The 23,429-nt window shown below is 63.1% G+C and carries 20 protein-coding genes and 1 tRNA gene; 10 read left to right on the top strand and 11 right to left on the bottom strand.

The annotated features are described in order from the left end of the window. Positions 1–90 precede the first annotated feature (90 nt). The 6 genes from mce to B5V02_RS29695 all read left to right on the top strand — a co-directional run bounded on the left by mce (position 91) and on the right by B5V02_RS29695 (position 6,482). Positions 91–495, top strand: a complete 405-nt coding sequence (gene mce, locus B5V02_RS29720; RefSeq protein ID WP_111547552.1) for a methylmalonyl-CoA epimerase — start codon at positions 91–93, stop codon at positions 493–495. Further along, entirely contained in the window at positions 492–776 is a 285-nt protein-coding gene (locus tag B5V02_RS29715) for a DUF1467 family protein (RefSeq protein WP_111547551.1), read from the top strand. Before mce ends, B5V02_RS29715 begins: the two co-directional genes overlap by 4 nt. 633 nt (positions 777–1,409) lie before the next feature. Further along, the gene (gene proS, locus B5V02_RS29710; RefSeq protein WP_111547550.1) at positions 1,410–2,738 is read left to right on the top strand and encodes a proline--tRNA ligase; all 1,329 of its coding nucleotides are present in this window, start codon (positions 1,410–1,412) and stop codon (positions 2,736–2,738) included. Next, a complete protein-coding gene (locus B5V02_RS29705; RefSeq protein ID WP_111547549.1) occupies positions 2,735–4,021 on the top strand; it encodes a lipoprotein-releasing ABC transporter permease subunit in 1,287 nt (428 codons plus the stop codon). The genes proS and B5V02_RS29705 overlap by 4 nt, the downstream gene beginning before the upstream one ends. Continuing rightward, the gene (locus B5V02_RS29700) at positions 4,018–4,710 is read left to right on the top strand and encodes an ABC transporter ATP-binding protein (RefSeq protein ID WP_208647156.1); all 693 of its coding nucleotides are present in this window, start codon (positions 4,018–4,020) and stop codon (positions 4,708–4,710) included. The genes B5V02_RS29705 and B5V02_RS29700 overlap by 4 nt, the downstream gene beginning before the upstream one ends. Positions 4,711–5,231: 521 nt before the next feature. Continuing rightward, a complete protein-coding gene (locus B5V02_RS29695) occupies positions 5,232–6,482 on the top strand; it encodes a site-2 protease family protein (protein ID WP_111547548.1) in 1,251 nt (416 codons plus the stop codon). Positions 6,483–6,639: 157 nt separating this feature from the next. Here the strand turns inward: B5V02_RS29695 and lipB are convergent, their stop codons facing one another. Continuing rightward, a complete protein-coding gene (gene lipB / locus B5V02_RS29690; RefSeq protein ID WP_111547547.1) occupies positions 6,640–7,383 on the bottom strand; it encodes a lipoyl(octanoyl) transferase LipB in 744 nt (247 codons plus the stop codon). 237 nt (positions 7,384–7,620) lie between these two features. Between lipB and B5V02_RS29685 the strand changes: the two genes are divergently transcribed. Beyond that, positions 7,621–7,705, top strand: a tRNA-Leu gene (locus B5V02_RS29685). A 308-nt stretch (positions 7,706–8,013) separates the two neighbouring features. On the opposite strand, the gene B5V02_RS29680 is transcribed toward B5V02_RS29685, so the two are convergent. The 7 genes from B5V02_RS29680 to B5V02_RS29650 form a co-directional block, all read right to left on the bottom strand. Then, entirely contained in the window at positions 8,014–10,698 is a 2,685-nt protein-coding gene (locus B5V02_RS29680; RefSeq protein WP_111547670.1) for a phosphoenolpyruvate carboxylase, read from the bottom strand. Positions 10,699–10,767: 69 nt separating this feature from the next. Then, positions 10,768–11,736, bottom strand: a complete 969-nt coding sequence (locus B5V02_RS29675) for a 2-hydroxyacid dehydrogenase (protein WP_111547546.1) — start codon at positions 11,734–11,736, stop codon at positions 10,768–10,770. A gap of 93 nt (positions 11,737–11,829) precedes the next feature. Further along, the gene (gene sucD / locus B5V02_RS29670) at positions 11,830–12,729 is read right to left on the bottom strand and encodes a succinate--CoA ligase subunit alpha (protein WP_111547545.1); all 900 of its coding nucleotides are present in this window, start codon (positions 12,727–12,729) and stop codon (positions 11,830–11,832) included. Between the two features lie 13 nt (positions 12,730–12,742). Next, a complete protein-coding gene (locus B5V02_RS29665; RefSeq protein WP_111547544.1) occupies positions 12,743–13,927 on the bottom strand; it encodes a malate--CoA ligase subunit beta in 1,185 nt (394 codons plus the stop codon). Positions 13,928–13,973: 46 nt separating this feature from the next. After that, the gene (locus B5V02_RS29660) at positions 13,974–14,927 is read right to left on the bottom strand and encodes an HpcH/HpaI aldolase/citrate lyase family protein (protein ID WP_111547543.1); all 954 of its coding nucleotides are present in this window, start codon (positions 14,925–14,927) and stop codon (positions 13,974–13,976) included. Positions 14,928–14,940: 13 nt separating this feature from the next. After that, positions 14,941–16,131 carry an aminotransferase class V-fold PLP-dependent enzyme gene (locus B5V02_RS29655; RefSeq protein WP_111547542.1) on the bottom strand — a complete coding sequence of 397 codons (1,191 nt, stop codon included), beginning with the start codon at positions 16,129–16,131 and terminating at the stop codon, positions 14,941–14,943. A 148-nt stretch (positions 16,132–16,279) separates the two neighbouring features. Then, positions 16,280–16,984 (bottom strand): LuxR C-terminal-related transcriptional regulator, encoded by a 705-nt coding sequence (locus tag B5V02_RS29650; protein ID WP_245446261.1) that lies wholly within the window; start codon positions 16,982–16,984, stop codon positions 16,280–16,282. A 364-nt stretch (positions 16,985–17,348) separates the two neighbouring features. Here B5V02_RS29650 and mgtE point away from each other — a divergent pair, with 364 nt between their 5' ends. Together mgtE and B5V02_RS29640 are read left to right on the top strand one after the other, a co-directional pair. Beyond that, the gene (gene mgtE / locus B5V02_RS29645) at positions 17,349–18,767 is read left to right on the top strand and encodes a magnesium transporter (protein WP_111547540.1); all 1,419 of its coding nucleotides are present in this window, start codon (positions 17,349–17,351) and stop codon (positions 18,765–18,767) included. Between the two features lie 141 nt (positions 18,768–18,908). Further along, on the top strand, positions 18,909–19,295 hold the full coding sequence (locus tag B5V02_RS29640) for a MerR family transcriptional regulator (RefSeq protein WP_006203215.1): 387 nt from the start codon (positions 18,909–18,911) through the stop codon (positions 19,293–19,295). A gap of 6 nt (positions 19,296–19,301) precedes the next feature. On the opposite strand, the gene B5V02_RS29635 is transcribed toward B5V02_RS29640, so the two are convergent. Together B5V02_RS29635 and B5V02_RS29630 are read right to left on the bottom strand one after the other, a co-directional pair. Further along, the gene (locus B5V02_RS29635) at positions 19,302–19,778 is read right to left on the bottom strand and encodes a methyltransferase family protein (protein WP_111547539.1); all 477 of its coding nucleotides are present in this window, start codon (positions 19,776–19,778) and stop codon (positions 19,302–19,304) included. After that, positions 19,775–20,773, bottom strand: a complete 999-nt coding sequence (locus B5V02_RS29630; protein WP_111547538.1) for a heparan-alpha-glucosaminide N-acetyltransferase — start codon at positions 20,771–20,773, stop codon at positions 19,775–19,777. The genes B5V02_RS29635 and B5V02_RS29630 overlap by 4 nt, the downstream gene beginning before the upstream one ends. Before the next feature lie 235 nt (positions 20,774–21,008). On the opposite strand from B5V02_RS29630, the gene B5V02_RS29625 reads away from it, so the two are divergent. Then, on the top strand, positions 21,009–22,208 hold the full coding sequence (locus tag B5V02_RS29625; RefSeq protein WP_111547537.1) for an MFS transporter: 1,200 nt from the start codon (positions 21,009–21,011) through the stop codon (positions 22,206–22,208). A 3-nt stretch (positions 22,209–22,211) separates the two neighbouring features. Here the strand turns inward: B5V02_RS29625 and B5V02_RS29620 are convergent, their stop codons facing one another. Then, positions 22,212–23,387, bottom strand: a complete 1,176-nt coding sequence (locus B5V02_RS29620; RefSeq protein WP_111547536.1) for an aromatic ring-hydroxylating oxygenase subunit alpha — start codon at positions 23,385–23,387, stop codon at positions 22,212–22,214. Between the last annotated feature and the right edge of the window lie 42 nt (positions 23,388–23,429).

Here is a 23,429-nt window from a genome sequence, read left to right as displayed (position 1 = left end):
GCGACAGTGCGCGCCTCGTGAAAGGCTGTTGGTATCCGTCGATTTGACGTATGACGCCAGCCATCGGGACCCAGGAGGGAAAGCTCGGATATGCTCGGACGCCTGAACCATGTCGCGCTTGCCGTGCCGGATCTGGCGGCGGCCGTTGCCGCCTATCGCAACACGCTCGGCGCCGAAGTGACGGAGCCGCAGGCACTGCCGGAGCATGGTGTGACGGTGGTGTTCGTCAATGTCGGCGACACCAAGATCGAACTTCTGGAGCCGCTGGGCGAGAACTCGCCGATCGCCGCCTTCCTGGGGAAGAACCCTTCCGGCGGCATGCACCATCTTTGCTACGAGGTCGACGACATCCTGGCCGCGCGCGACCAGCTCAAGGCCGCCGGCGCGCGCGTGCTGGGCGACGGCAATCCGAAGACCGGGGCGCATGGCAAGCCGGTGCTGTTCCTGCATCCGAAGGATTTCTTCGGCACGCTGATCGAACTGGAGCAATCATGAGCTGGGTTTCGTTCACCGCACTTTTCTTCGCCACTTGGTGGATCGTGCTGTTCGTCGTGCTGCCGTTCAGCATCAGGACACAGGACGATGATCACGACGTGACGCTGGGCACGGTTCCAAGTGCGCCGCGCGGCCCGCATATGCTGCGCGCCGTCCTTCGAACCACCGTCGCCACGGCGGTTCTCATGGGCATTTTCTATGGCCTGACGAAAGGGTTGGGATACAGCCTCGACGAGGTGCCGCACATCATTCCGGAATTCAGTCAGACCCCAACGAAATAGACCGTTTTCCGGCCCGCGTTTCAGCACATTCGAGATCGACACGAGATCGCCTGGAGGCCCACGGCGATTCTGGCCTTACGCCGGTTGACGCAGGGTCATCCAGTTTGTCAATCTCTGCTGCTAACCAGATGTTTGCACAAAAAAAATGCAAGGCACGAGGCCTTGCAATTTAAACGCGTCCGATCTGTTTCCGGTTTCCGGCGGCAGCGAGTAACCGCGCCTAGATCGCATCCTCCCAAGACTTTGACCGCGTAGGAGAGCAGATTTTTCTCTACCCTCTCGGTTATCGGGGCACATTAGACCAACGCGAATGAAAATGTCACGAAGAATTTTGCCTTGAAACGGGCATTCTCGTGCTGCACTGCACAATAGTGTGGCAGGCTTTGCTTGGGAAACGACCAGTAAGATGCGTACGGCACTGCGGCGCCCTTGGAGCGCCGCGCGTCCGCGGGCCGCGCAAAGGACCTCCGACACGTTCGACCCCACGCATCGTGCCCTTCCGAAAGCCGATTTCCGATTTTCGGGCCGATGCGTCCGGGTTTCCATTCCGCCATGAAATGGCTATGAAGCCGGGGCAAGCAAGCCCGTGTCGCGCCGATTCCCGCGCGGCCATCCTCACTCACGGACCAGTCCATGCGTTTGTCGCGCTATTTCCTGCCGATCCTCAAAGAAAATCCGCGCGAGGCCGAAATCGTCTCGCACCGGCTGATGCTGCGTGCCGGCATGATCCGCCAGCAGGGGCAGGGCAGTTTTTCGTGGCTGCCACTCGGCAAGCGGGTGCTGGACAAGGTTTGCCGGATCATCCGTGAGGAGCAGAATCGCGCCGGCGCGCTGGAAATCCTGATGCCGACCATCCAGTCGGCGGATCTGTGGCGCGAAAGCGGCCGCTATGACGATTACGGCAAGGAGATGCTGCGCATCAAGGACCGGCAGGACCGCGACATGCTCTACGGTCCGACCAATGAGGAAGTGGTCACCGAGATCGTGCGCGCTTACGTGAAGTCCTACAAGGACCTGCCGCTCAATCTCTACCACATCCAGTGGAAGTTCCGCGACGAAGTGCGGCCGCGCTTCGGCGTCATGCGTTCGCGCGAATTCCTGATGAAGGACGCTTACTCCTTCGACCTCGACTTTGAGGGCGCCAAGGCGGCCTACAACAGGATGTTCGTGTCCTATCTCAGGACGTTTACGCGCATGGGGCTGCAGGCGATTCCGATGCGGGCCGACACCGGGCCGATCGGCGGCGACCTCAGCCATGAATTCATCATCCTCGCCGACACCGGCGAGAGCCAGGTTTTCTGCCATCGCGACTATCTTTCGCTCGATGTGCCCGGAGAGAAGACCGACTTCGCCAACGACGCCGAGATCGGCGACATCGTCAAGACATGGACGACGCCCTACGCCGCCACGGACGAGATGCATGACGAGGCGGCGTGGGAAAAGATCGGCGACAACGACAAGGTTTCGGCGCGCGGCATCGAGGTCGGCCACATCTTCCATTTCGGCGACAAATATTCCAAGCCGATGGGCGCCAAGGTTACCGGGCCCGACGGCAAGGATCATTTCGTCTCCGGCGGCTCCTACGGCATCGGTCCGTCGCGCTTGGTCGCAGCGATCATCGAAGCCAGCCATGACGACAACGGCATCATCTGGCCGGAAGCGGTGGCGCCGTTCGACATCGGACTGATCAACATGAAGGCGGGCGACGCCGAGTGCGACCACGTCTGCGACGAGTTGCATGCCGCATTCGTCGCCGCCGGCAAGGATGTGCTCTACGACGACACCGACCAGCGGCCCGGCGGCAAGTTCGCCACCGCCGATCTGATCGGCCTGCCGTGGCAAGTCATCGTCGGACCGCGCGGCGTGGCTAGCGGCGAGATCGAGATCAAGAATCGCAAGACCGGCGAGCGCGAGACGCTGCCTATCGCCGATGCGCAAAAACGATTCGGTGTCGCCGCATGAGCGAAGTGGCGGCAGCAAGAACAGCGGGCGCCGGGCCCTTTTCCATCTTCGAGCGCATGGTTGCCTGGCGCTACCTGCGCTCGCGACGCAAGGAGACGGTGATCTCGGTGATCGCCTCGATCTCCTTCCTCGGCATCATGCTGGGGGTCGCCACGCTGATCGTGGTGATGGCAGTGATGAACGGCTTCCGGGCGGAGCTTTTGACGCGCATTCTCGGCGTCAACGGCCATCTGATCGCGCAGCCGCTCGATTCGCCGCTTGAGGATTATGCGCAGGTCGCCGGCCGCATCAACGGCGTGCCCGGCGTCAAATACGCCATCCCTCTGATCGACGGCCAGGTGCTGGCGCAGGGCAATGTCGGCGGCGGAACCGGCGCGCTGGTGCGCGGCATCCGCGGCGAGGATCTCAGCAAGATCGCCATCGTCGCCGCCAACGTCAAGCAGGGCTCGATCGCTGGTTTCGACACCGGCGAGGGCGTCGCCATCGGCAAGCGCATGGCCGAGAATCTCGGCCTGGCGCTCGGCGACACCATCACTTTGATCTCGCCCGACGGCGACGTGACGCCGCTCGGCACGACGCCGCGCATGAAGGGCTATCCGATCACCGCGATCTTCGAGGTCGGCATGTCGGAATATGACAGTTCCATCGTCTACATGCCGTTCTCGGAGGCGCAGCTCTATTTCAACATGGACGGCCGGGCGCAGACGATCGAGATTTATGTCGACAATCCCGACGACGTCGACGCGCTGAAACCGAAGGTGGAGGAGGCGGCGCAGCGGCCGATCGACCTCGTCGACTGGCGCCAGCGCAACGAGACCTTCTTTTCCGCCCTGCAGGTCGAGCGCAACGTCATGTTCATGATCCTGACGCTGATCGTGCTGGTGGCGGCGCTGAACATCATTTCGGGCCTGATCATGCTGGTCAAGGACAAGGGGCATGACATCGCCATCCTACGCACCATGGGGGCGTCGCGCGGCGCCATCCTGCGCATCTTCCTGATGACGGGGGCTGCGATCGGCGTGACCGGCACGATCGCCGGCGTTCTGCTCGGCGTTCTGATCTGCACCAACATCGAATCCATCCGCCAGTTCTTCTCCTGGATGACCGGCAAGGTGCTGTTCAACCCGGAACTCTATTTCCTCAGCCAGCTGCCGGCGAAAATGGATCCGCGCGAGACGACCTATGTCATCCTGATGGCGCTCGGGCTGTCCTTCCTGGCAACTGTATTTCCGGCGTGGCGGGCCGCCCGGCTCGATCCCGTTGAAGCCTTGAGGTATGAATGATGGCCGAGGCCATTATCGAGCTGAAGAGCGTTGAGCGGCACTACGTTCAGGGGCCGCGCAAGCTCACCATTCTCAACGGCGCCGATTTCTCGCTGAGGCGCGGCGAGATGGTGGCGCTGGTGGCGCCGTCGGGCACCGGCAAGTCGACGCTGTTGCACACTGCCGGCCTGCTTGAGCGTCCCGACGCCGGCGACGTCATCCTGGCCGGCCGTGCCTGCGGGCGGCTCTCCGATGACGAGCGTACGGCGATCCGCCGCAACGATGTCGGCTTCGTCTATCAGTTCCATCACCTGCTGCCGGAATTCTCGGCGCTGGAAAACATCATGATGCCGCAGCTCATCAAAGGGCTGAGCCGCAAGGAGGCGTCCGAGCGCGCGGCGCAGCTGCTCGACTACATGCAGATCGGCAAGCGCGCGTCGCACCGTCCGTCCGAGCTTTCCGGCGGCGAGCAGCAGCGCGTCGCCATTGCCCGTGCGGTTGCCAATGCGCCGCTGGTGCTGCTGGCCGACGAGCCGACCGGCAATCTCGACCCGGTCACCGCCTCCTATGTGTTCGAGGCGCTGGCGGCGCTGGTCAAGCAATCGGGCCTCGCGGCGCTGATCGCCACCCACAATCACGAACTGGCCTCGCGCATGGACCGGCGCGTCACGCTGGCCGACGGCAAGGTGGTGCCGCTCGGCTCGGGCTGACCTCAATCTCGACAGACCTTGGCGGGCTCGCCAGGAGTCCGCCACCAGCGCGCGTTTTCGCTCCATTGATAGCCGACGCACGCCCGTCAACCTTTCCTTAACCCTGCCGATTTGTTCGCCCGGAATTCCGGATGCCGCCGGATTCCGGTCGTTGACATTCGAACAAAATTAGAACAAAATACGAACATATCAACAACAGGAGAGAGTTATGACCGATCTGGTTCAGGATGTCGTCTCGCTGGTTTGCATGAGCACCTTTCTCATTTCCATGGCGATCTGGATCGGAGCCATGTGATTTGGCGTTGAGGGCGTGGCGCGAACGCACGCGTCCCTTCGTCGCGCCGCCCCTCACGCTTACCCTCTCCCCGTCAAAAACGGGGAGAGGGTACTTCAACGCTGGCGTCATGCCTTTCATTGAACGCTGACGCGGATGGCTTGCGACCGGGAACCGAGTTTTCCTGTTAAGCTTTTCTTGCCGCCACGACGTTAGGGTGTGCCTCCAAGACAGGGAGCAACGTCGCGTGTCGCCCATCGTCACGGCCATCCTGGTGGCCAGCAATCTCGGGCTGATCTTTCTCTTGATGACCGTGCCGCTTGGTTTGCGCACGATCAGGCTCAGCCGTGTCGTGGCAATGGACCGGCAGCGCCTCTGGCAGGCGCTGTGGCCACTCGGCAGCGATGCCGGCTGGTCCGGTGAGATTCTTTCGGCCGAGGCGCTGGACAGCGAGGGCATGGCCCGCATCATGCTGTCCTGGGAAGGCCGCGACGGCAAGCCGATCGAGCGCAAGTCGCGGTTTGAAGACGTTGTCGAGGGCAGCCGGTTCTCGATGCGCGTCATCGAGGATACCGCGCTCGATACCTCGTTCTGGAAGGATTTTCGCGAGACCACCGAGCTCGTTTCCGAAGGCAGCGGCACGCGGGTCACGCTTGGCCAGACCGATCGCTATCGCGGCTTTGCCTTCCTGGTGTTCCGCTATTTCGCCATGCGCCGTGAACTCTCCAAGCTGCAGCGCTGGGCAAGGACCGGACAGTATCGCAAGGGCGGCTGGTTCGAGCATCCGCTCAGCCAGGTCGGCTTCGCCGCACTGTCGGCGTTGATCCTGTGGCCGTTCTTCGGTCTTCACCTCGGCGGGCTGGCGCTGGCCGCGATCCTGACGTCGGTGGTGGCCCTGCACGAACTCGGCCATATGGCCGCGTTTCGCCTGATGGGTCACAGCAAGGCGCGCATGATCTTCATTCCGCTGCTCGGCGGCATCGCCATTGGCGGGCGGCCGTATGACAGTCGTTTCGAAGTGGCCTTCGTGGCATTGATGGGCGCCGGCTTCTCCGCCTTCCTGGTGCCGGTCGTCATCGCCGCCAGCACCTTTGCAGGCGCGGAGGGACATCGGCTGGCGGCGCTGCTGCTGGCGGCGCTGGCGGGCTTTGCTGCCCTGTTCAACATCGCCAATCTGGTGCCGGTGTGGAAGTTCGATGGCGGCCAGGTGCTGCGCCAGATCTGCCCGGGGCCGATCGTGCTGGCACTGGCTTCGTTCTCCCTGCTTTCGGCCTTCCTGGCGCTCGGCCGACAGGCCGGCTTCTCCCCAGGCTTTCTGCTCGCTGCGGGCGCGGTCTTTTCAATCCTCAGCCTGCTGACGATGAGCAGCGGGGTCAAGCCGCGCCACGAGTTGAAGCCGATCCGCACCGTCGACCGCTTCGTCATTGCCGGCGCATTACTGGCCGTGTTTGCCATCCATGGTTACGGCGTCCTGTGGGCATCCGCGCGGCTCATCTGAGGTGTGTTGATATTCAGGTGATGCCGGCCTGCGAACGGCGGCTTCCTGCGCTTCCGTACCCAAAGGTACGCTCCGCTCCGGTTCTCGGAATCCGCCATTCTCGGCGCGGCCTGACCTGAATCTCAACACACCGTAAGCAGTTCTCAGGCGGGAAGCTTCAACCGGCCTTGCGGGCGGCTTCGACAGGCGAAGCCGTGGCTGGACCGAACACGTCCTCGAAAGCGGATTTCAGCGCCAGGTCGAGATCAGCCATCGTCAGGGGAAGGCCAAGGTCGACAAGGCTGGTGATGCCGTGGTCCTGCACGCCGCACGGCACGATGCCGCTGAAATGGTCGAGGTCCGGCTCGACATTGATGGCGATGCCGTGAAAGCTTACCCAACGCCGCAGCCTGATGCCGATGGCGGCGATCTTGTCTTCGGCCGGCGAGCCGTCCGGCAGGGCAGCGCGATCCGGCCGCACCACCCAGACGCCGACCCGGTCCTCGCGGCGCTCGCCCTGCACGTTGAAGGCGGCGAGCGTGCCGATGATCCATTGTTCGAGTGCCGCGACGAAGGCGCGAACATCCTCGCGCCGCCGCTTCAGGTCGAGCATGACGTAGGCGACCCGCTGGCCCGGCCCATGATAGGTGTATTCGCCGCCGCGCCCGGCCGCAAACACCGGAAAGCGGTTGGCGTCGATCAGGTCCTCGCTGCGGGCGCTGGTGCCGGCGGTGTAAAGCGGCGGATGTTCGACCAGCCAGACCATTTCGCCAGCGGCACCGCTTCGGATCGCCTCGGCGCGCGCCTCCATGAAGGCAAGCGCATCGGGATAGGCGGTGAGGCCAGGCTCGATGCGCCATTCGACCGGTGCTGAACCGGGGAGCGGCAGGAACGACGTGGCGATCTGGCTGCGTTCTGGCATGGTTTTTCGTTTTTTCGTTTATGCATGTCGTGATCCCAAAACCGGCTTGCACTTTTGGGCGACATGCATTTGCCTCCCATATGGCGATATCGGGCCGAAACGTCCAGTTCCGGCTACGCATTCCAATCCTGTGGAGCGTTATGCCAATCGCTGGCGATTATTGCTTGCCGCGCACTTGTTTCGCCGGAAACGATTTGCTACACGCCGCGAGCCGGTCGGTTCCGGCTCCTACCACGTGCGGTCGTGGCGGAATTGGTAGACGCGCAGCGTTGAGGTCGCTGTGGGGCAACCCGTGGAAGTTCGAGTCTTCTCGACCGCACCAAAATTTCCCTGACAGATTGCTTCTGGCAAGCCGGGGCGGCAAGCGATGACACGTCGCGGCCACAGGGCTGCCCGAGGATCGAAACGACAGCGGCGGCGCGTCATTCAGACCACGCCGCCGCTTCGCTTTTTTCAATTGCCCCGAAAGCCAGCCTGATCGTGGAAATCAGGCGGCTTCTTCATCCGGGTCAGGGTATCGGCCACGACCTACCCGAGGACGATGGCGTCGGCACGATGACGACGCCGGCCTCCTTCAGGATTTCGACCTTTTCCTGCGCCGACTCATAGGTCGCTCGGCAAAAGCCGGACCTATCCCGTCCACCCAAGGCCAGCCGAGATGCAATTGATCGATACAAGCAGAGCGTCGGTCGACCGCTTTTGATCCGCCGTGCCGGTATTTGCCCGAACTTCACGCAGCAGATCGACCTGCAGTCGGTGAATGTCATCCATCTGTCGCCGCAGATTGTCGAAGCGCCGCTTGAACATCGGAAAACGCGCGGAAAGATCGCCTCCCGTGACGTCACCAATCAGGCGTCGCGTCAACTCGTATTCGGCGGCGATGCGGGCGTAGATTCGTCGGGCCGCATCGCTGTCGGACACCAGGCGGGCGTAAAGCCCCGCGATCTCCATGTCGGACTGGTAAAGCGTCTTCTCGGCCTCGTCGACGATCAAGCGGAAGAAGCGCGAGTGCTCGAACATGCGAGCCAGAAGTTCGCGCCCGGCCTCGCCGCGCACAGCGACGAAAGAGCTAAGCGCGCTGCCGATGCCATACCAGCCGGTCAACAGATGACGGTTCTGGCTCCAGGCGAACACCCATGGAATGGCGCGCAGGTCAGCAATGCCGCTGGCGCCGAAACGGCGCTCCGGCCGTGACCCCATTTTCAGGAGCGCCAGCTCCGCGACCGGGCTCGCCTGGTTGAAATAATGGAGGAAACCGGGCTCAGCCATCAACCTGGCGTAGGATGCCTGCGACATGCCTGCCAGCGCTTCCAGCGCTTCGTCGAACTCCGGCGTTTCCTTCGGCTCGACATCACCGGGCGATCCGACACCGTGGGCCAGCACGCCGGCGGCGAGAACCTCGAGCTGGTTGAGGCCGGTGCCGCGATTGGCGAATTTCGACGATACGACCTCGCCCTGCTCCGTTACCCGCATGGTTCTGGCGACAGTGCCTTCCGGTTGTGCCGCGATCGCCCGGCCGGTCGGCGCGCCGCCACGGCTGACAGAGCCGCCGCGACCGTGAAAGAAACTGATCCTGACGTTGTGCTTGCGCCCGACGGCAGCGAGGCGCTTTTGCGCTTTTGCCAGTTCCCAATTGGAAGCCAGGAAACCGCCGTCCTTGTTGGAATCTGAATAACCGAGCATGATTTCCTGGCGCGCGCCGAAATCCCGCACCGTCTGCCTCACCAGCGAAACGCCGAGCAATCCATTCAGGATGCCCGGTGCGGCCTGTAGATCGGCGATGGTCTCGAACAATGGCACGATCCGCAGCCTGATTGTGCCGCCGCCACCGGGCGCGGTTGAAAGTCCGCAATATTGCGCCAGCAGATAGACCGCGAGCAGATCGTCGGCCGAGCGGGTCATGCTGAGAACGAAAGAGCCGACAGCGTCGGCATCCGAGCTGGAGATGTGCTCGCGGATAACGGAGAATGTCGAAAGCAGTTCACCTGCTTCAGGCGAGAGCCGGCCTGCGTCGATCTCCAGCCGATCGCCCTGGCTGACGGCTGCGCGAATGCGCGCCGACCATTGCGGCGTGCCGGCTGCGACCGGATCGGCGGGATTTGTCAGCGCAAACAGCTCGGTCAGCACCCGGTTGACGACCGTGGAGTTCTGCCGGATGTCGAGCGAGACCGTACGGAAGCCGAAGCTTCCGATTTGCCAAAGCAGAGGCTGGATGAAACGCTTGGCTACCGCGCGCCCTCCGATCGCTTCGAGAACGGAAGACAGCCGGTTCAGATCAGCACGAAACGCCTCTGCCGAGAGATACGCCGCCGTACCGCCGTCTCGCGTGGCCACCAGCCGGGCAAACAAGGCCGAAGCGAACTGGCGAAGCGGTTCGTCAGGGTTGCGGGCGGCGATCACGTGCGCCAGTCCGCTTTTATCAAGCGCCGTTTGCAGCACCGGCTTGAAGCTGGCCGGCAGGTCGATGACGTTCGAGCTGGCGCTGAGCACCGTCACCAGCCGCTGTACCTGCGTCAGATACCTGCCTATGGCGGTATTGCGGTATTCGGCCATGGCATGGGCGGTGACTGCGGCAGTCACATTTGGATTGCCATCGCGGTCGCCGCCGATCCACGAGGCATAGCGTATGAATGAGGGAATTCTGATAGGCTCTCCCGGATAGTGACGCTCGAAGGCGCCCTGAAGCTTGCCATAGAGCTGCGGCGTTGCCTCGAAGATGACTTCGCGAAAGAAATGCAGGCCCCAGGCGATTTCGCGTTCGACCGTCGGGCGCTCCAGCCGCAGCTCGCCCGTCATCCACAGAAGCTCGATCTCGCTTTCCAGATCGGCGACCAACAGGGAGCGTTCGCGCGGAGCCCAGCGCGGCTGGTCGAGCTCGGTCAGCTTGCGATAGATACGGCGGTGGATCTCCAGCACCGTGACGCGTTTGGCCTCGGTCGGGTGCGCGGTCATGGTCGGGCCGACGCAAAGCTCATCGAGCGTCGCCTGGACTTCCTCCGCTGAGTGGCCGTTCGCTGCCATCTGCGCGATCACGCTAGCGAAGGACCCGGGAACTTCGTCGACACCCGCGCCTTGTTCGAGTTCGCGGCGCGCCCGCATGGCAAGCAACTCGTCTGCTATCGCCAGCAACTGGAACCATACGCCGCTCGCCTGAAGCGCCGGAATGCGCTGCTCCGCGGCGAGGGAGACAAGCGACCTACGTCCGGTCAGAACGGCGGCGATCTCGGGCTCACGCGCGCTTGCGACCTGAAGCAGCAAGCGCAACAGAAGGCTGCGCTCGTCCTCACGAAAGTTGATGCGTCTGCTCTGTTCCAAACCGTTTTCCTGAATCGTCCGCATCGATGTCCAAGTAGCCGCGCCCTGAATCGAGGGCGGTGGCTGCTGTCAGGCGACCCGATCGGGGACCGGGCGACCCTCGAAAAAGGCGGTCAGGTTCTCGACCACCTTCATGCCCATTGCCACCCGCGTTTCCTCGGTCGCACTCCCGAGATGCGGCAACAGCACTACGTTCTCCAACTGCTTCAGCGCCTCCGGAACGGCCGGCTCGTCGGCAAAGACGTCGAGACCCGCCCCCGCGATTTCGCGCCTTTCCAGTGCACCGATCAGGGCATCCTGGTCGACGACGTCGCCGCGCGCCGTGTTGATCAGGAACGCGTCGCCTTTCATCAACTGCAAGCTTCGAGCATTGATGAGATGGCGGTTTTCCGCACCGCCCGGACAGTGCAGCGACACGAAATCAGATGCTGTGAGCATATCTTCCAAAGTTGCCGTCTGCACCGCGCGCATGGCGCGCGTCTCGTCATCATCGACCGGCGACCGATTGAAGAACACGATCTTCATACCGAAGCCGAAATGCGCGCGCCTGGCTGTCGCCTTGCCGATGCGCCCCATGCCGACAATACCCAAGGTTTTGCCCGACACCTTCGCGCCGGCCATATGCGTTGGCGACCAACCCCGCCACTCTCCGGCCCGCAGCTGCCGCTCGCCCTCACCGGTCCGGCGCGCGACAGCCAACAGCAAGCTGAGGGCGAGGTCGGCGGTGCAATCGGTCAGCACGCCCGGGGTGTTGGTCACCACGATGTCGCGTTCGCGGGCTGCCGCGACATCGATATGGCTGAAGCCGACGCCGAAATTGGCGATGATCCGGGTGCGGGCGGCGTTCTCGGGAAACACCGCAACAGGCAAGCGGTCGCTGACCGTTGCCAGGATCGCGTCAAAATGCGCGAATGCCGATGTCATTGCGGCAGGGCTCAGCGGCGTATCGCTGGCGTTGAGCGTCGTGTCGAAGCGCTCGGCGAGGATCGCTTCAACGGGGGCCGGCCATCTCCGGGTGACAATCAAACGCGGTTTCATCGAATTTCCTGCCGATCGATGGGCCGCGATGCATTCGCCAACCCCGAAACAGACTTCACATTTTGCGCTATGCGCCCTTCGCCCGGTCGGCCATCACGCCGCCTTCTTCATCCCGGCCAGAGTATCGGCCACGACCTCCCCGAAGGACGATGGTGTCGGCACGATGACGACACCGGCCTCTTTCAGGATTTCGACCTTTTCCTGCGCCGACTCGCCGAAGGCCGAGATGATGGCGCCGGCATGGCCCATGCGCCGGCCCTTCGGGGCGGAAAGCCCCGCAATATAGGCGATCAGCGGCTTGCGCATGTTGTCGCGCGCCCAGATCGCGGCTTCGGCTTCCTGCGGTCCGCCGATCTCGCCGATCATGACCACGGCATCGGTTTCGTCGTCCTGCTCGAACAGCTTCAGCATGTCCTTGAAGGACGAGCCGTTGATCGGGTCGCCGCCGATGCCGACGCTGGTCGAGACACCGATGCCAAGCGCCTTCATCTGCGAGGCGGCCTCATAGCCGAGCGTGCCCGAGCGTCCGACGATGCCGACGCGGCCGGGGAGATAGATGCTGCCCGGCATGATGCCCATCAGTGCCTGCCCGGGCGTGATCACGCCGGCACAGTTCGGCCCGATCAGCCGCATGCGGTCCTCGAAACGGTAGCGAAGCATGTAGCGCTTCACCTGCATCATGTCTTGCGAGGGAATGCCGTCGGTGATGCAGACGCAGAGCTTTATGCCGGCATCCGCGGCTTCCATGATCGAGTCGGCGGCGAAAGGCGGCGGCACGAAGACGATGCTGGCCTCGGCGCGGGTTTCGCGAACGGCGCCCTTGACGGTGTTGAAGATCGGCAGGCCGAGATGCTTCTGCCCGCCCTTGCCGGGCGTCACGCCGCCGACAAGCTTGGTGCCATAGCGCTTCATGTCCTCGGCATGGAAGCTGCCGATCTTGCCGGTGAAGCCCTGGACGATGACCCGCGTGCCGCGGTTGAGCAGGATTGCCATGTCTTGAACTCCCTCAGCTTGCTTTTTTGAGCGTTGCCGAACGCCAGGCGGCGACGGCTTTTTCGGCGGCTTCCGCCAACGTTTCGGCGACGATCACCGCCTCGCCGGAATCGGCCAGGATGCGGCGCCCTTCCTCGACCTTGGTGCCGGCAAGCCGCACCACCAGAGGTACGTTGACGCCGACTTCGCGGATCGCCTTGACGACGCCCTCGGCGACCCAGTCGCAACGGTTGATGCCGGCAAAGATGTTGACCAGGATGGTCTCGACATTCTTGTCGCCGAGCACGGCGCGGAACGATTTCGCGACCCGCTCCGGCGAGGCGCCGCCGCCGATGTCGAGGAAGTTCGCCGGCTCGCCGCCGGCGATCTTGATCATGTCCATCGTCGCCATGGCGAGGCCGGCGCCGTTGATGATGCAGCCGATATTGCCGTCGAGGCCGACATAGGAGAGGCCGCGGTCGCTGGCGAAGGTTTCGCGTGGGTCCTCCTGGCTCTTGTCGCGCAGTTCGGAGATCTCCGGCCGACGGAACAAGGCGTTCTCGTCGAACGACATCTTGGCGTCGAGCGCGACGAGGTTGCCGTCGCGGGTCACCACCAGCGGATTGATCTCCAGCATCGAGGCGTCGTAGTCGCGGAACACCTGGTAGCAGCTGAAGATGGTTTCGGTCGCCTTGCCGATCAGGTTCTGATCCAGGCCGAGCCCGAAGGCGATCTCCCGCGCCTGGAAGCGCTGCATGCCGACTCCCGGATCGACCGTGGTCCGGATGATGGAATCCGGCGCCCTCTCGACGATATCCTCGATTTCCATGCCGCCGGCTGCCGACGCCACGATCATGACGCGCTCCTCTTTGCGGTCGAGAACGAAGCCGACGTAGAGTTCCTGCGCGATGTCGACGGCCTCCTCGAGATAGAGCCGCGATATCAGCTTGCCCCGCGGGCCGGTCTGCTGGGTCACGAGCTTGCGGCCGAGCATGGCTTCGGCCGCGTTGGAGATCTCCTCGTCATTGGCGCAGAGCTTGATGCCGCCGGCCTTGCCGCGGGCACCGGAATGAACCTGCGCCTTGACTACCCATTTGCCGCCGCCGATCTCACGCGCCCGATAGGTTGCCTGCTCGGGGCTGTAGGCCAGGCCGCCGCGCGGAACATGAATCCCGTGGCGGGCAAGCAGTTCCTTGGCCTGGTATTCGTGAATGTCCATCTTGTCCTCCCAGAAAGCTTCAGTGCGTGGCGGCGTGCGGCTATTGTTAGCTATCAAGTTGGCCGGCGCGTTCGATTGCTTCGTTGACCACCAGCACATTGCGCGCCATGCGTTCCGACGCTGCGTCGATCATTTTGCCGTCGAGCGCCGCCGCGCCCTTTCCGAGCGCCTCGGCTTCCCTGAGCACTTCCAGGATGCGCCTGGCACGGACGACTTCCTTTTCCGGCGGCGAGAACACGCTGTTGGCAAGCGCGATCTGCGAGGGGTGGATTGCCCATTTGCCTTCGATACCAAGTGCCGCCGCGCGCCTTGCCGCCGCCGTGTAGCCCTCAGGGTCCGAGAAATCGCCGAACGGCCCGTCGATGGCGCGCAGGCCGTAGGCCCTGCAGGCAACCGTCATCCGCGACAAGGCGAAATGCCACTGGTCGCCCGGATAGTCGGGATTGAGGCCGCCGATGTTGACGGTGCGCGCCTTGTTGCTGGCGGCATAGTCGGCGACGCCGAAATGCATCGCCTCCAGGCGGCCGGGCGTAGCGGCGATCGCCTCGACATTGGCCATGCCGAGCGCCGTCTCGATGAGGGCTTCGAGGCCGACGCGGGTCTTGTAGCCCTTGGCCATCTCGATCTGGTTGACCATGGCCTCGACCATATAGAGGTCGGCCGGAACGCCGACTTTCGGCACCAGGATGGTGTCCAGCCGGTCGCCGGCCTGTTCCATCACGTCGACCACGTCGCGGTACATGTAGTGCGTGTCGAGGCCGTTGATGCGCACCGACACGGTCTTGCCCTTGGCGCGCCAGTCAATGTCGTTGAGCGCCTGGATGATGTTTTTGCGGGCGCGTTCCTTGTCCGGCGGCGCCACCGCATCCTCGATGTCGAGGAAGACGAAGTCGGCGGCGCTGTTCGCCGCCTTGTCGATCATCTCCGGGCTGGAGCCGGGAACCGCGAGTTCGCTGCGCTGCAGCCGGAGTTTTTTCAGATGGTTGATCGTGTGACTCATGGTCGTGTTCCTCTCACGCCGCCTCGGCGACAGATGCCTCGGCCGAGGCACGGAAGTGCTGGATGGCGGCGCCGACGCCCGAGCCCGGCGCCAGCCGGACGCCGCAATCGAGCAGCGCCATTTCCGCCGCCGACAGCGAGGCGAGCACCATCACCTCGTTCAGCCAGCCGAGATGGCCGATGCGGAAGACCTTGCCGAACACCTTGTTGAGACCGCCTCCGAGCGAGGTCCGGTAGGTCTGGTAGGCGCGTTTGACGACGTCGGCGCTGTCGATGCCTTCCGGCACCAGGATGGCGCTGACGGTGTCGGAGTGCCATTTCGGTGCCTTCGCGCAAAGTTTCAGGCCCCAGGCGTCGACCGCCTTGCGCACGCCTTCGGCGAGGCGATGGTGACGGACGAAAATGTTGTCGAGCCCTTCCTCGGCGATCAGATCGAGCGAAGCGCGCAGGCCGCGCAGCAGTTGCGTCGCTGGCGTATAGGGGAAATAACCGGCGTCGTTGGCGCGGATCATGTCCTCAAACGAGAAGAAGCAGCGCCGGTGGGTCGCGACCCTGGAAGCGACGAGCGCCTTCTTGCTGACTGACAGGAAGCCGAGGCCGGCCGGCAGCATGAAACCTTTCTGCGAGCCGCTGACGGCGCAGTCGACACCCCATTCTTCCTGACGGAAGTCGATCGAGCCGATCGACGACACGCCGTCGACAAAGAGAAGGGCAGGATGGTTCGCCGCGTCGAGTATGGCCCGGCAGCCGGCGACATCGCTGGTGACGCCGGTCGCGGTCTCGTTCTGCGTGCAGAAGACTGCCTTGATGCGGTGTGCCTTGTCCGCCTTCAGCCTTTCCGCGTAGAGGTCGAGCGGCACGCCGGTTCCCCACTCGCAGTCGATCACGTCGACCTCGAAGCCAAGGCGCTCGGCCATGTCGACCCACAGATGCGAGAACTGTCCGAAGCGCGACATCAGCACGCGATCGCCGGGGCTGAGCACATTGGTCATGGCCGCCTCCCAGGCGCCGGTGCCGGACGATGGGTAGATGAAGACCCGGCCGGTTTCGTTCTTGAAAACCGTCTTGATGTCCTCGAACAGCGGCAGCGTGAAATCAGGGAATGATCCGGCGCGCATGTCCTCCATCGGGAGGTTCATCGCTTGCCGGACCTGCTCCGGAATGTTGGTGGGTCCTGGAATAAAAAGGTGGGTGAACCCAGCCATGCGCGAACTCCTCCGAATGTTAGAAATTTGTGGAGGGAGTGTCGTCTCGACGGCGAGGGGCAACAACACCTTGATGGGTAAGTTCTCGCCGCGCGCGGGTGGGGCTCGCCTACCCACTTGGCCTACCCACTCGGCCTACCCGGTCGTCCTACCCGACAGGCTGTTTGGGACTGCGACGCTTCTCGCTCGAATAGAGGGCGACGGCCATTGCCCGATTGCGGACGTCAAGCTTGTCATAGAGATTCTTGAGGTGGTATTTCACCGTATTTTCGGAAATTCCCGTACGTGTCGCGATCTGAAGGTTGGTCCAGCCGTCGGAAAGCACTGCCAGCAACTCGCGCTCGCGCACCGTGAGCTGCGCCAAAGGCGTGTCGTTGACCTTGTTGATGTCGATGTAAGGGATGCAGATGCGGCCGTGTGCGACCGCCAGGATCGTTTCGAAGATGATATGCGGATCGTCGAACTGGAAGCAGTAGCCTTGAGCACCAAGCCGCACGCACTGCTTCAGGATGCCGATGTCATGGTCGTTGGAAAACACCGTGATGCGCACATCGAGCTTGCGGCTCTGGACCTCGGCCAGAACATCCGCGCCGTCCATATCGGCGAGCCTCCAGCCGATGACAGCGACATCGAACTTGGTCTTCACGGCCAGTTCCAGGAGTTGCTTGCCGCTCTGCACGGCGCCCAGCAATTCGAAACGTCCGTCGCATTCCAGCATTTCGCGAAGCGCCGATATGACAAGCGGGTTGCGCTCGGCGACAACGACGCGAACGCGTTGCTGTCCTGATGGTGCCTCGTTCGTTCTCGCCGACCTTGCGTTCAAGGGCTTCCGTTCTGGACTGGTTGCGGACATGGGCGGATCCGGCTGATATCCGGACCCTGTGCCATGACAATCGTCGCAACCGCGCAAGGGTGCTCTTTCCCCAGCGACATGCGCTGTCGCGCCACCTGAACCGGTATCCAGTTGGTTTTGACAGGATCGGCATTGTCGGCCAGGGCTCGGCGCTGTCCGTCTCTCGTGAAGTCAAGCTGGCAGGAGAGAGCGTATTTCGTTTGATATTCCGTGCGTTAGAGCCATAGGTTCGCAAATCGAATCGTGCAGCCGCGCCATCTCTGGATTGAGCGGCGGATTTCCCCAAAACCGGTTTCCACTTTTGAGCCCGATGCTCTAGACCTGAGACGCACCTTTTCCGGGATTGCGATGGCGGGAGGCGCTGGTGGAAGGCCAGGACGAACGGACGACCGGCGCCAGAGCCGCTGACGACGCCCACGCCGATATCTATGGCGAGGACGGCGCCGTCCTTTCGTCCTTCCTTGCCCAGATCGGTGCGGCGATCGCCGACCGCGACACGCTCACGCTCAAGCATGAAGTCGACCACCTGCACCAGTCGGAACTCGGCGACCTGCTCGAGGCGCTGCACCCTGAACAGCGCCGCGTGCTGGTCGAGTTGTTGGGCGCCGACTTCGACTTTTCTTCGCTGACCGAGGTCGACGAGGCGATCCGTATGGAGATCGTCGACAATCTGCCCAATGCGCAGATCGCCCAGGCGGTGCAGGAGCTCGATTCTGACGACGCGGTCTACATTCTCGAAGACCTTGAAAAGGAAGACCAGGACGAGATCCTGTCGCAGCTGCCGTTCACCGAGCGGATCAGGCTGCGCCGCTCGCTCGACTATCCGGAAGAGACGGCCGGCCGCCGCATGCAGACCGAGTTCGTCGCGGTGCCACCGTTCTGGACGATCGGCCAGACCATCGACTACATGCGCGAGGACAAGAACTTGCCTGAGCGCTTCAGCCAGATCTTCGTCATCGATCCGACCTTCAAGCTGCTCGGCGCCATCGACCTCGACCAGATCCTGCGCACCAAGCGCACGGTCAAGGTCGAGGAAGTCATGCATGAGACGCGGCACGCCATTCCCGCCACCATGGACCAGGAAGAGGCGGCGCGGGAATTCGAGCAGTATGACCTTTTGTCGGCCGCCGTCGTCGACGAGAACGAGCGGCTGGTCGGCGTGCTGACCATCGACGACGTCGTCGACGTCATCCAGCAGGAAGCGGAAGAAGATCTCTTGCGCATGGGCGGTGTCGGCGACGAAGAGCTTTCCGACAGCATCCTTTCGACTTCGCGCTCGCGCGTTCCCTGGCTGCTGGTCAACCTCTTGACGGCGTTCCTGGCGGCGTCGGTGATCGGCCTGTTCGACCGCACGATCGAGCACATCGTGGCGCTGGCAGTGCTGATGCCGATCGTCGCCGGCATGGGCGGCAATGCCGGTTCGCAGACCATGACCGTCACCGTGCGGGCGCTGGCGACGAAGGATATCGACATCTACAATGCCGGCCGCATCATTCGCCGCGAGATGGGCGTCGGCTTCATCAACGGCATCGTCTTTGCCATCCTGATCGGCATCGTCGCCGCGACCTGGTTCCATGACAACAATCTGGGCGGCATCATTGCGGCGGCGATGATCATCAACATGTTCGCGGCCGCCTTGGCCGGCATCCTGATCCCGCTGCTGCTCGACCGTTTCAAGGTCGATCCGGCCGTCGCCTCGGCGGTCTTCGTCACCACGGTCACCGATGTCGTCGGCTTCTTTGCCTTTCTCGGCATTGCCACGTGGTGGTTCGGTGTGCCGTGAAGGGGTGCCTCAATTGACTTTTACGTAAACGCCGTGCGAGGCTTGCGCGGGGCGTCGTGTCGATTCCGGCATGGGTTTGGTTCGGGACAGAAGGCGACGCCGTAGGTTGATCGCCCGGGGGGCCGGCGTGTGGGAGTGACAATGCGGGAATATTATTCGATCACCGAGCTGACCCGCGAATTCGACGTGTCGACGCGGACACTGCGCTTCTATGAGGATGAGGGGCTGGTGCAGCCGGTGCGGCGTGGCCGCACGCGGCTGTTTCGCCCGTCCGACCGCCACCTCATCCGCCAGATCATGCGGGGAAAAAGGCTCGGCTTCTCGATCAACGAGATCCGCGAAATCATCCAGATGTACAAGGAGCCGCCCGGCGAGGTCGGTCAACTCAAGCTGATGATCAAGCGCATCGAGGAAAAGCGCGAGGATCTCCGGCAGAAGCGCCGCGACCTCGAAGAGACGCTGGCCGAACTCGACCAAGCCGAGGAATCTTGTGTCGAGCGGTTGGTCGAGCTCGGCGTCAATACGTAACGCTTTTCAAATCCACCGCCGCACTCTTTTGGCGTAGTCCCGGTACTTCTTGCCGAACTTCGCCGCCAGCACCTTTTCCTCGCCCTCGATGGCGACTTTCTGCGTGGCATAGGCCGCGATGAATGCCAGCGGCAGGAACCATGCGATCCCCGAGACAAAGGCGACGCCGATCAACAGCAGCGTGTTGGCCAGATACATCGGATTGCGGGTGATGCCGAAGGGACCTGTGGTGACCAGGTGATCGGGCACCGCGTTGGGGTTGAGCGTTGTCTTGGCCCGGATCATGGTGCGGATGGCGGTGAACCAGAGCGCCGCGACGCCGAACAGGGCCACCCAGCCAGCGGCGAAAAGAATATCACCCAGAAGGTCGCCGATCCAGGGCAGGGGATAGAGCAGGCCGAGTGCGATGCTGATGGCTATGGCGGCAGTGTAGATCAGCGGCGGCCACGGTATGAGCCCTGCCTTCGGCTGGTTCTCGGTCATTTGACCCCTTCCTCCATCATCTTGCTGTCGGTCTTGGCGGTGCACATGCCGGCGAGATCACTTAAGTGCGCCTTCCATTCGGCAGTCTGGTCGTTGTTGTAGAGCCGATCAAGCGAGGCCTCGCCCTCCAGCGTATCGAGCATGCAGACACAGTAGCTCGAACAGAACTCGGTGTCGCGCGACTGCTCGCAAGACAGCTGGCAGGTTTTCAGGAAATTCACCTGCGGGGTTTCGACCTGCGCCGGCATGATTTGCGAAAACAGCCACACACAGCCGATCAGCAGCGGCTGGTGGATCAGATAGAAGGCCAGGCTGTGGCGGCCGATGAAGACCAGCGGGTTGGCCCAGCGACCGGGTGCCAATTCGGCAAGCCGGGCAAGCAGGCCCGAAGCGGAGGCGAGTTTCGTCACCGCGACACCCGCAAGCACGGCGCCGAACCACGGAAACAGCGGAACGTAGTCGTTGGAACGCGGATTGACCGCTGACAGGCCGACCCACCACAGCCACGGATGGTCGAAGGCCTCGAAGCGCAGATAGACGGGCGCTGCGATGACCAGCGCTGCCACAAGCAACGTCAGTAGCGCCGGCAGCCGCAGGAAGGCGAGGCCGAGCAGGCTGGCCAGCGCAATCTCGTGCAGGATGCCGAAGAAGATAAAACCGTCCGGCGTGGCGATGCGGGTGACGACCGAGATGGCGATCGCCGCTCCGGCGACCATGGCGAAACGCCTCCAGAAGCCATTCCAGCGGATTTTTCGGCCATGGGCGAGGTACAGGCTGACGCCGACCAGGAACAGGAAGGTCGAAGCGATGCAGCGCGCGTAGATCTTCCACCAGCCGAAGGCGGTGAGGCCGGGATCGGTATAGCCGAAGAATTCCAGATCCCAGGTGAAATGGTAGCTCGCCATGGCGATGAGCGCGATGCCTCGCACGATGTCGATGGCGACGATGCGCTTCGATTGATCCTGGACGGGTGCGGTCGGCGTGTGGATGCTCATGGTCTCGGATTCTGATTCAGCCCCGCAAGACGACTATCACGGTTGCCCCGGACAAAAGAAGGCCGGGCGCTTCGGTATGGGCAGCGCTGCAGACGCCGGATCAGGCGCCGCTTTAGGCCAGTGCCGGAAAGCCTTTGGCCGACTTCGCTTTTTGCCGGGTAGGCGTCGGTTTCCTGTTACCGGCCCAGGAATCACCACGGCAGATTTGACCCGGTGATTCTGCTTTGGGGAAGCAATGTCCACCCATGTGCGCCATCCGATCTGGCTACCGGCCCTCAAGGCCGCGGATGCGCGCACCTTTGCTTCGCTCTATGCGGTCGAATCCTTCGCCCGCGCCACGGTGTCGAGCGTCATCCCGATCCAGGCCTACGAGATCCTCCACAACGAGCAGATCGTCTCGATCCTCTATACCATTGTGGCGATGCTGGGCCTGTCAGTGACGTTGTTCATGCCGATGCTGATCCGCCGCTTTGCCCGGCGCTGGGTCTACACCGCAGGCGCCTGCCTGCTGGCGATCGGTTCGCTGTTCTTCGTCACCCATACGCTTGCCGGGCAACTTGCCGGCATGCTGTGCCGGGTGATGGGCGCCAGCGCACTGTCGATCACGCTCAACCTCTACATCATGGACCACATCCGCAAGACCGACTTCATGCAGGCCGAATCGCTGCGCATGGCGTGGTCGATGTTCGCCTGGACCGGCGGGCCAACGCTCGGCATTTTCCTCTACACGCGCTTCGGCATCTATGCCGCGCATGGTGCAGTGGCGGTGTTCGCGATGGCCTTGCTGGCGCTGTTCTGGACCTACCGGCTTGGCGACAACCCGTCGATCCGCCCCGGCAAGACGCGGCCGGCCAACCCGCTCGCCAATATCGGCCGCTTCGTCGCCCAGCCCAGGCTGAGGCTGGCCTGGCTGATCGCCTTCGGCCGTTCTTGCTTCTGGACGACGTTCTTCGTCTACGGGCCGCTGTTCATGGTCATCACCGGAGAGGGCAAGCTGGCCGGTGGCCTGCTGGTTTCGGCCGGCAATGCGCTGCTGTTCATGGCCATTTTCTGGGGCAATGCGGGAAAGCGCTTTGGTGGCCGGCGAACCATGACATTTGCCTATTTCGCCATGTCGGCCATGCTTCTGGCGGCGGGCGCGGTTGGCGAAACAGTGCCGCTGCTTACCGGTGCCTTCCTGCTCTGCGGCGCTTTCTTCACCATTGCGCTCGACGCTCTGGGCTCGACCGCCTTCATGCGCTCGGTGCGATCCTATGAAAGGTCGCAGATGGCGGCGGTCTACCGCACCTATCTCGACTTTTCGGAGCTGACGCCACCGCTGGTCTATTCGGTGGTGCTGGCCTTCTTCGGGCTGGGCTCGGTGTTCGTCACGCTCGGCCTGCTGGCGGCGGTTTGCGGCTTCGTGACCTGGCGATACCTGCCGAAATCGCTGTGATCTTCAGGGCTTGGGGGTAACCGCTGTGTGCCGTTCGCGGACCCAGTTGTGGAAGCGGTGCAGGTCGTATTCCTCGGGCATCAGCACACCGGCTTCGTGGCGCATCGAGCGCAGGCCTTTCTGGTTGATTTCGCAGATCGCCGCATCCTCCTCCAGCACCTGTTTGCCGAAGGCGACGATGTTGTCGATATCGGTTGCCATCAGTGCCTCGGGCGCAAACAGCCATTCGGCGACAAGCTCGGTCTGCTCGGGGCCGAGCGGTACCAGCCGCACGGTTCTGACATAGTCGACATGGCCGACGACGAACATTGACGGCAGGTTGGTGGCATAGGTCTGGCCGGCGGCGCGCTCGGCTGGTGTGAGACCGGCAAAGACCGGCCCATGCGCCTGGCCGTCGCGCGACCATGTCTCGGCGCCGGCGCGCAGGCCGCCGGAAAACTCGGGCGCGTCATTGTCGGCGTGGCGAGACCATTCGGGATCATCATGGCGGCCCATCAGGCCGCGGCCATAGATCGGCACCAGCCGCGACAGATCCTTGTGGACGCCCGGACAATGCAGGCACTCGTTGAAGTTTTCCCAAAAGATTTTCCAGTTGCAGTTCATCACCTTGCGCAACGCATGGCCGGTAACCAGCGTTTCCAGCGGCCAGTTGGCGAGACTGCCGGACGCCGGATCGAAAGATGTTTCCGCCGAGCCGGTGGCGTCCTCGGCGAGATTGACGAAGACAAAACCGCGCCACACCGAGAGTGCGACGCGATAGAGCGGATGATTGGCCTTGTCGAAGCCTTCCGGCAGCGATTTCGACGGCACGCGCACGAGATCGCCACGCAGCGAATAGGACCAGGCGTGGTAGGGGCAGGTGATGAGCCGTGCCTTCAGCCGACCTTCGCTTTCCTGGCAAAGCTGCGAGCCGCGATGGCGGCAAGTGTTGTGAAAGGCGCGCAGTTCGCCGGTTTCGTCACGCAGCACGACGATTTCCTGCGTGCCGACGCGGAAGGTGCGGAAGCAAAGCGGCTGCGCAAGGTCGGCCTCGCGGCAGACGAGCAGCCAGCTTCTGTACCAGATGGCGTCGAGGTCTCTTTGATAGCTCCCTGGATCCCAATAGGCGGAGGACGGCAGCGTCGGTTCGGCCCGGGTCAGGCCCTTGTAGGGATCGCGCTCGCTGGCAATGGGCTGCATGGCTGGCTTCCTGTGAAATTGTCAGCCGACACCCGACCGCGG

Source organism: Mesorhizobium kowhaii (genome assembly GCF_003253745.1).
Taxonomy (GTDB): domain Bacteria; phylum Pseudomonadota; class Alphaproteobacteria; order Rhizobiales; family Rhizobiaceae; genus Mesorhizobium; species Mesorhizobium kowhaii.
Note: the sequence above shows the minus strand (reverse complement) of the source record. Positions and strands in the feature narration are given on the sequence as shown.

Coding starts and splice junctions, on each gene's coding strand:
- lipB (WP_111547547.1), bottom strand. CDS start 7,383: ATGCCAGAACGCAGCCAGATCGCCACGTCGTTCCTGCCGCTCCCCGGT.
- B5V02_RS29655 (WP_111547542.1), bottom strand. CDS start 16,131: ATGGCTGGGTTCACCCACCTTTTTATTCCAGGACCCACCAACATTCCG.
- B5V02_RS29675 (WP_111547546.1), bottom strand. CDS start 11,736: ATGAAACCGCGTTTGATTGTCACCCGGAGATGGCCGGCCCCCGTTGAA.
- B5V02_RS29705 (WP_111547549.1), top strand. CDS start 2,735: ATGAGCGAAGTGGCGGCAGCAAGAACAGCGGGCGCCGGGCCCTTTTCC.
- sucD (WP_111547545.1), bottom strand. CDS start 12,729: ATGGCAATCCTGCTCAACCGCGGCACGCGGGTCATCGTCCAGGGCTTC.
- B5V02_RS29650 (WP_245446261.1), bottom strand. CDS start 16,984: ATGTCCGCAACCAGTCCAGAACGGAAGCCCTTGAACGCAAGGTCGGCG.
- B5V02_RS29630 (WP_111547538.1), bottom strand. CDS start 20,773: ATGAGCATCCACACGCCGACCGCACCCGTCCAGGATCAATCGAAGCGC.
- proS (WP_111547550.1), top strand. CDS start 1,410: ATGCGTTTGTCGCGCTATTTCCTGCCGATCCTCAAAGAAAATCCGCGC.
- B5V02_RS29635 (WP_111547539.1), bottom strand. CDS start 19,778: ATGACCGAGAACCAGCCGAAGGCAGGGCTCATACCGTGGCCGCCGCTG.
- B5V02_RS29715 (WP_111547551.1), top strand. CDS start 492: ATGAGCTGGGTTTCGTTCACCGCACTTTTCTTCGCCACTTGGTGGATC.
- B5V02_RS29640 (WP_006203215.1), top strand. CDS start 18,909: ATGCGGGAATATTATTCGATCACCGAGCTGACCCGCGAATTCGACGTG.
- B5V02_RS29700 (WP_208647156.1), top strand. CDS start 4,018: ATGATGGCCGAGGCCATTATCGAGCTGAAGAGCGTTGAGCGGCACTAC.
- B5V02_RS29625 (WP_111547537.1), top strand. CDS start 21,009: ATGTCCACCCATGTGCGCCATCCGATCTGGCTACCGGCCCTCAAGGCC.
- B5V02_RS29660 (WP_111547543.1), bottom strand. CDS start 14,927: ATGAGTCACACGATCAACCATCTGAAAAAACTCCGGCTGCAGCGCAGC.
- B5V02_RS29665 (WP_111547544.1), bottom strand. CDS start 13,927: ATGGACATTCACGAATACCAGGCCAAGGAACTGCTTGCCCGCCACGGG.
- B5V02_RS29620 (WP_111547536.1), bottom strand. CDS start 23,387: ATGCAGCCCATTGCCAGCGAGCGCGATCCCTACAAGGGCCTGACCCGG.
- mce (WP_111547552.1), top strand. CDS start 91: ATGCTCGGACGCCTGAACCATGTCGCGCTTGCCGTGCCGGATCTGGCG.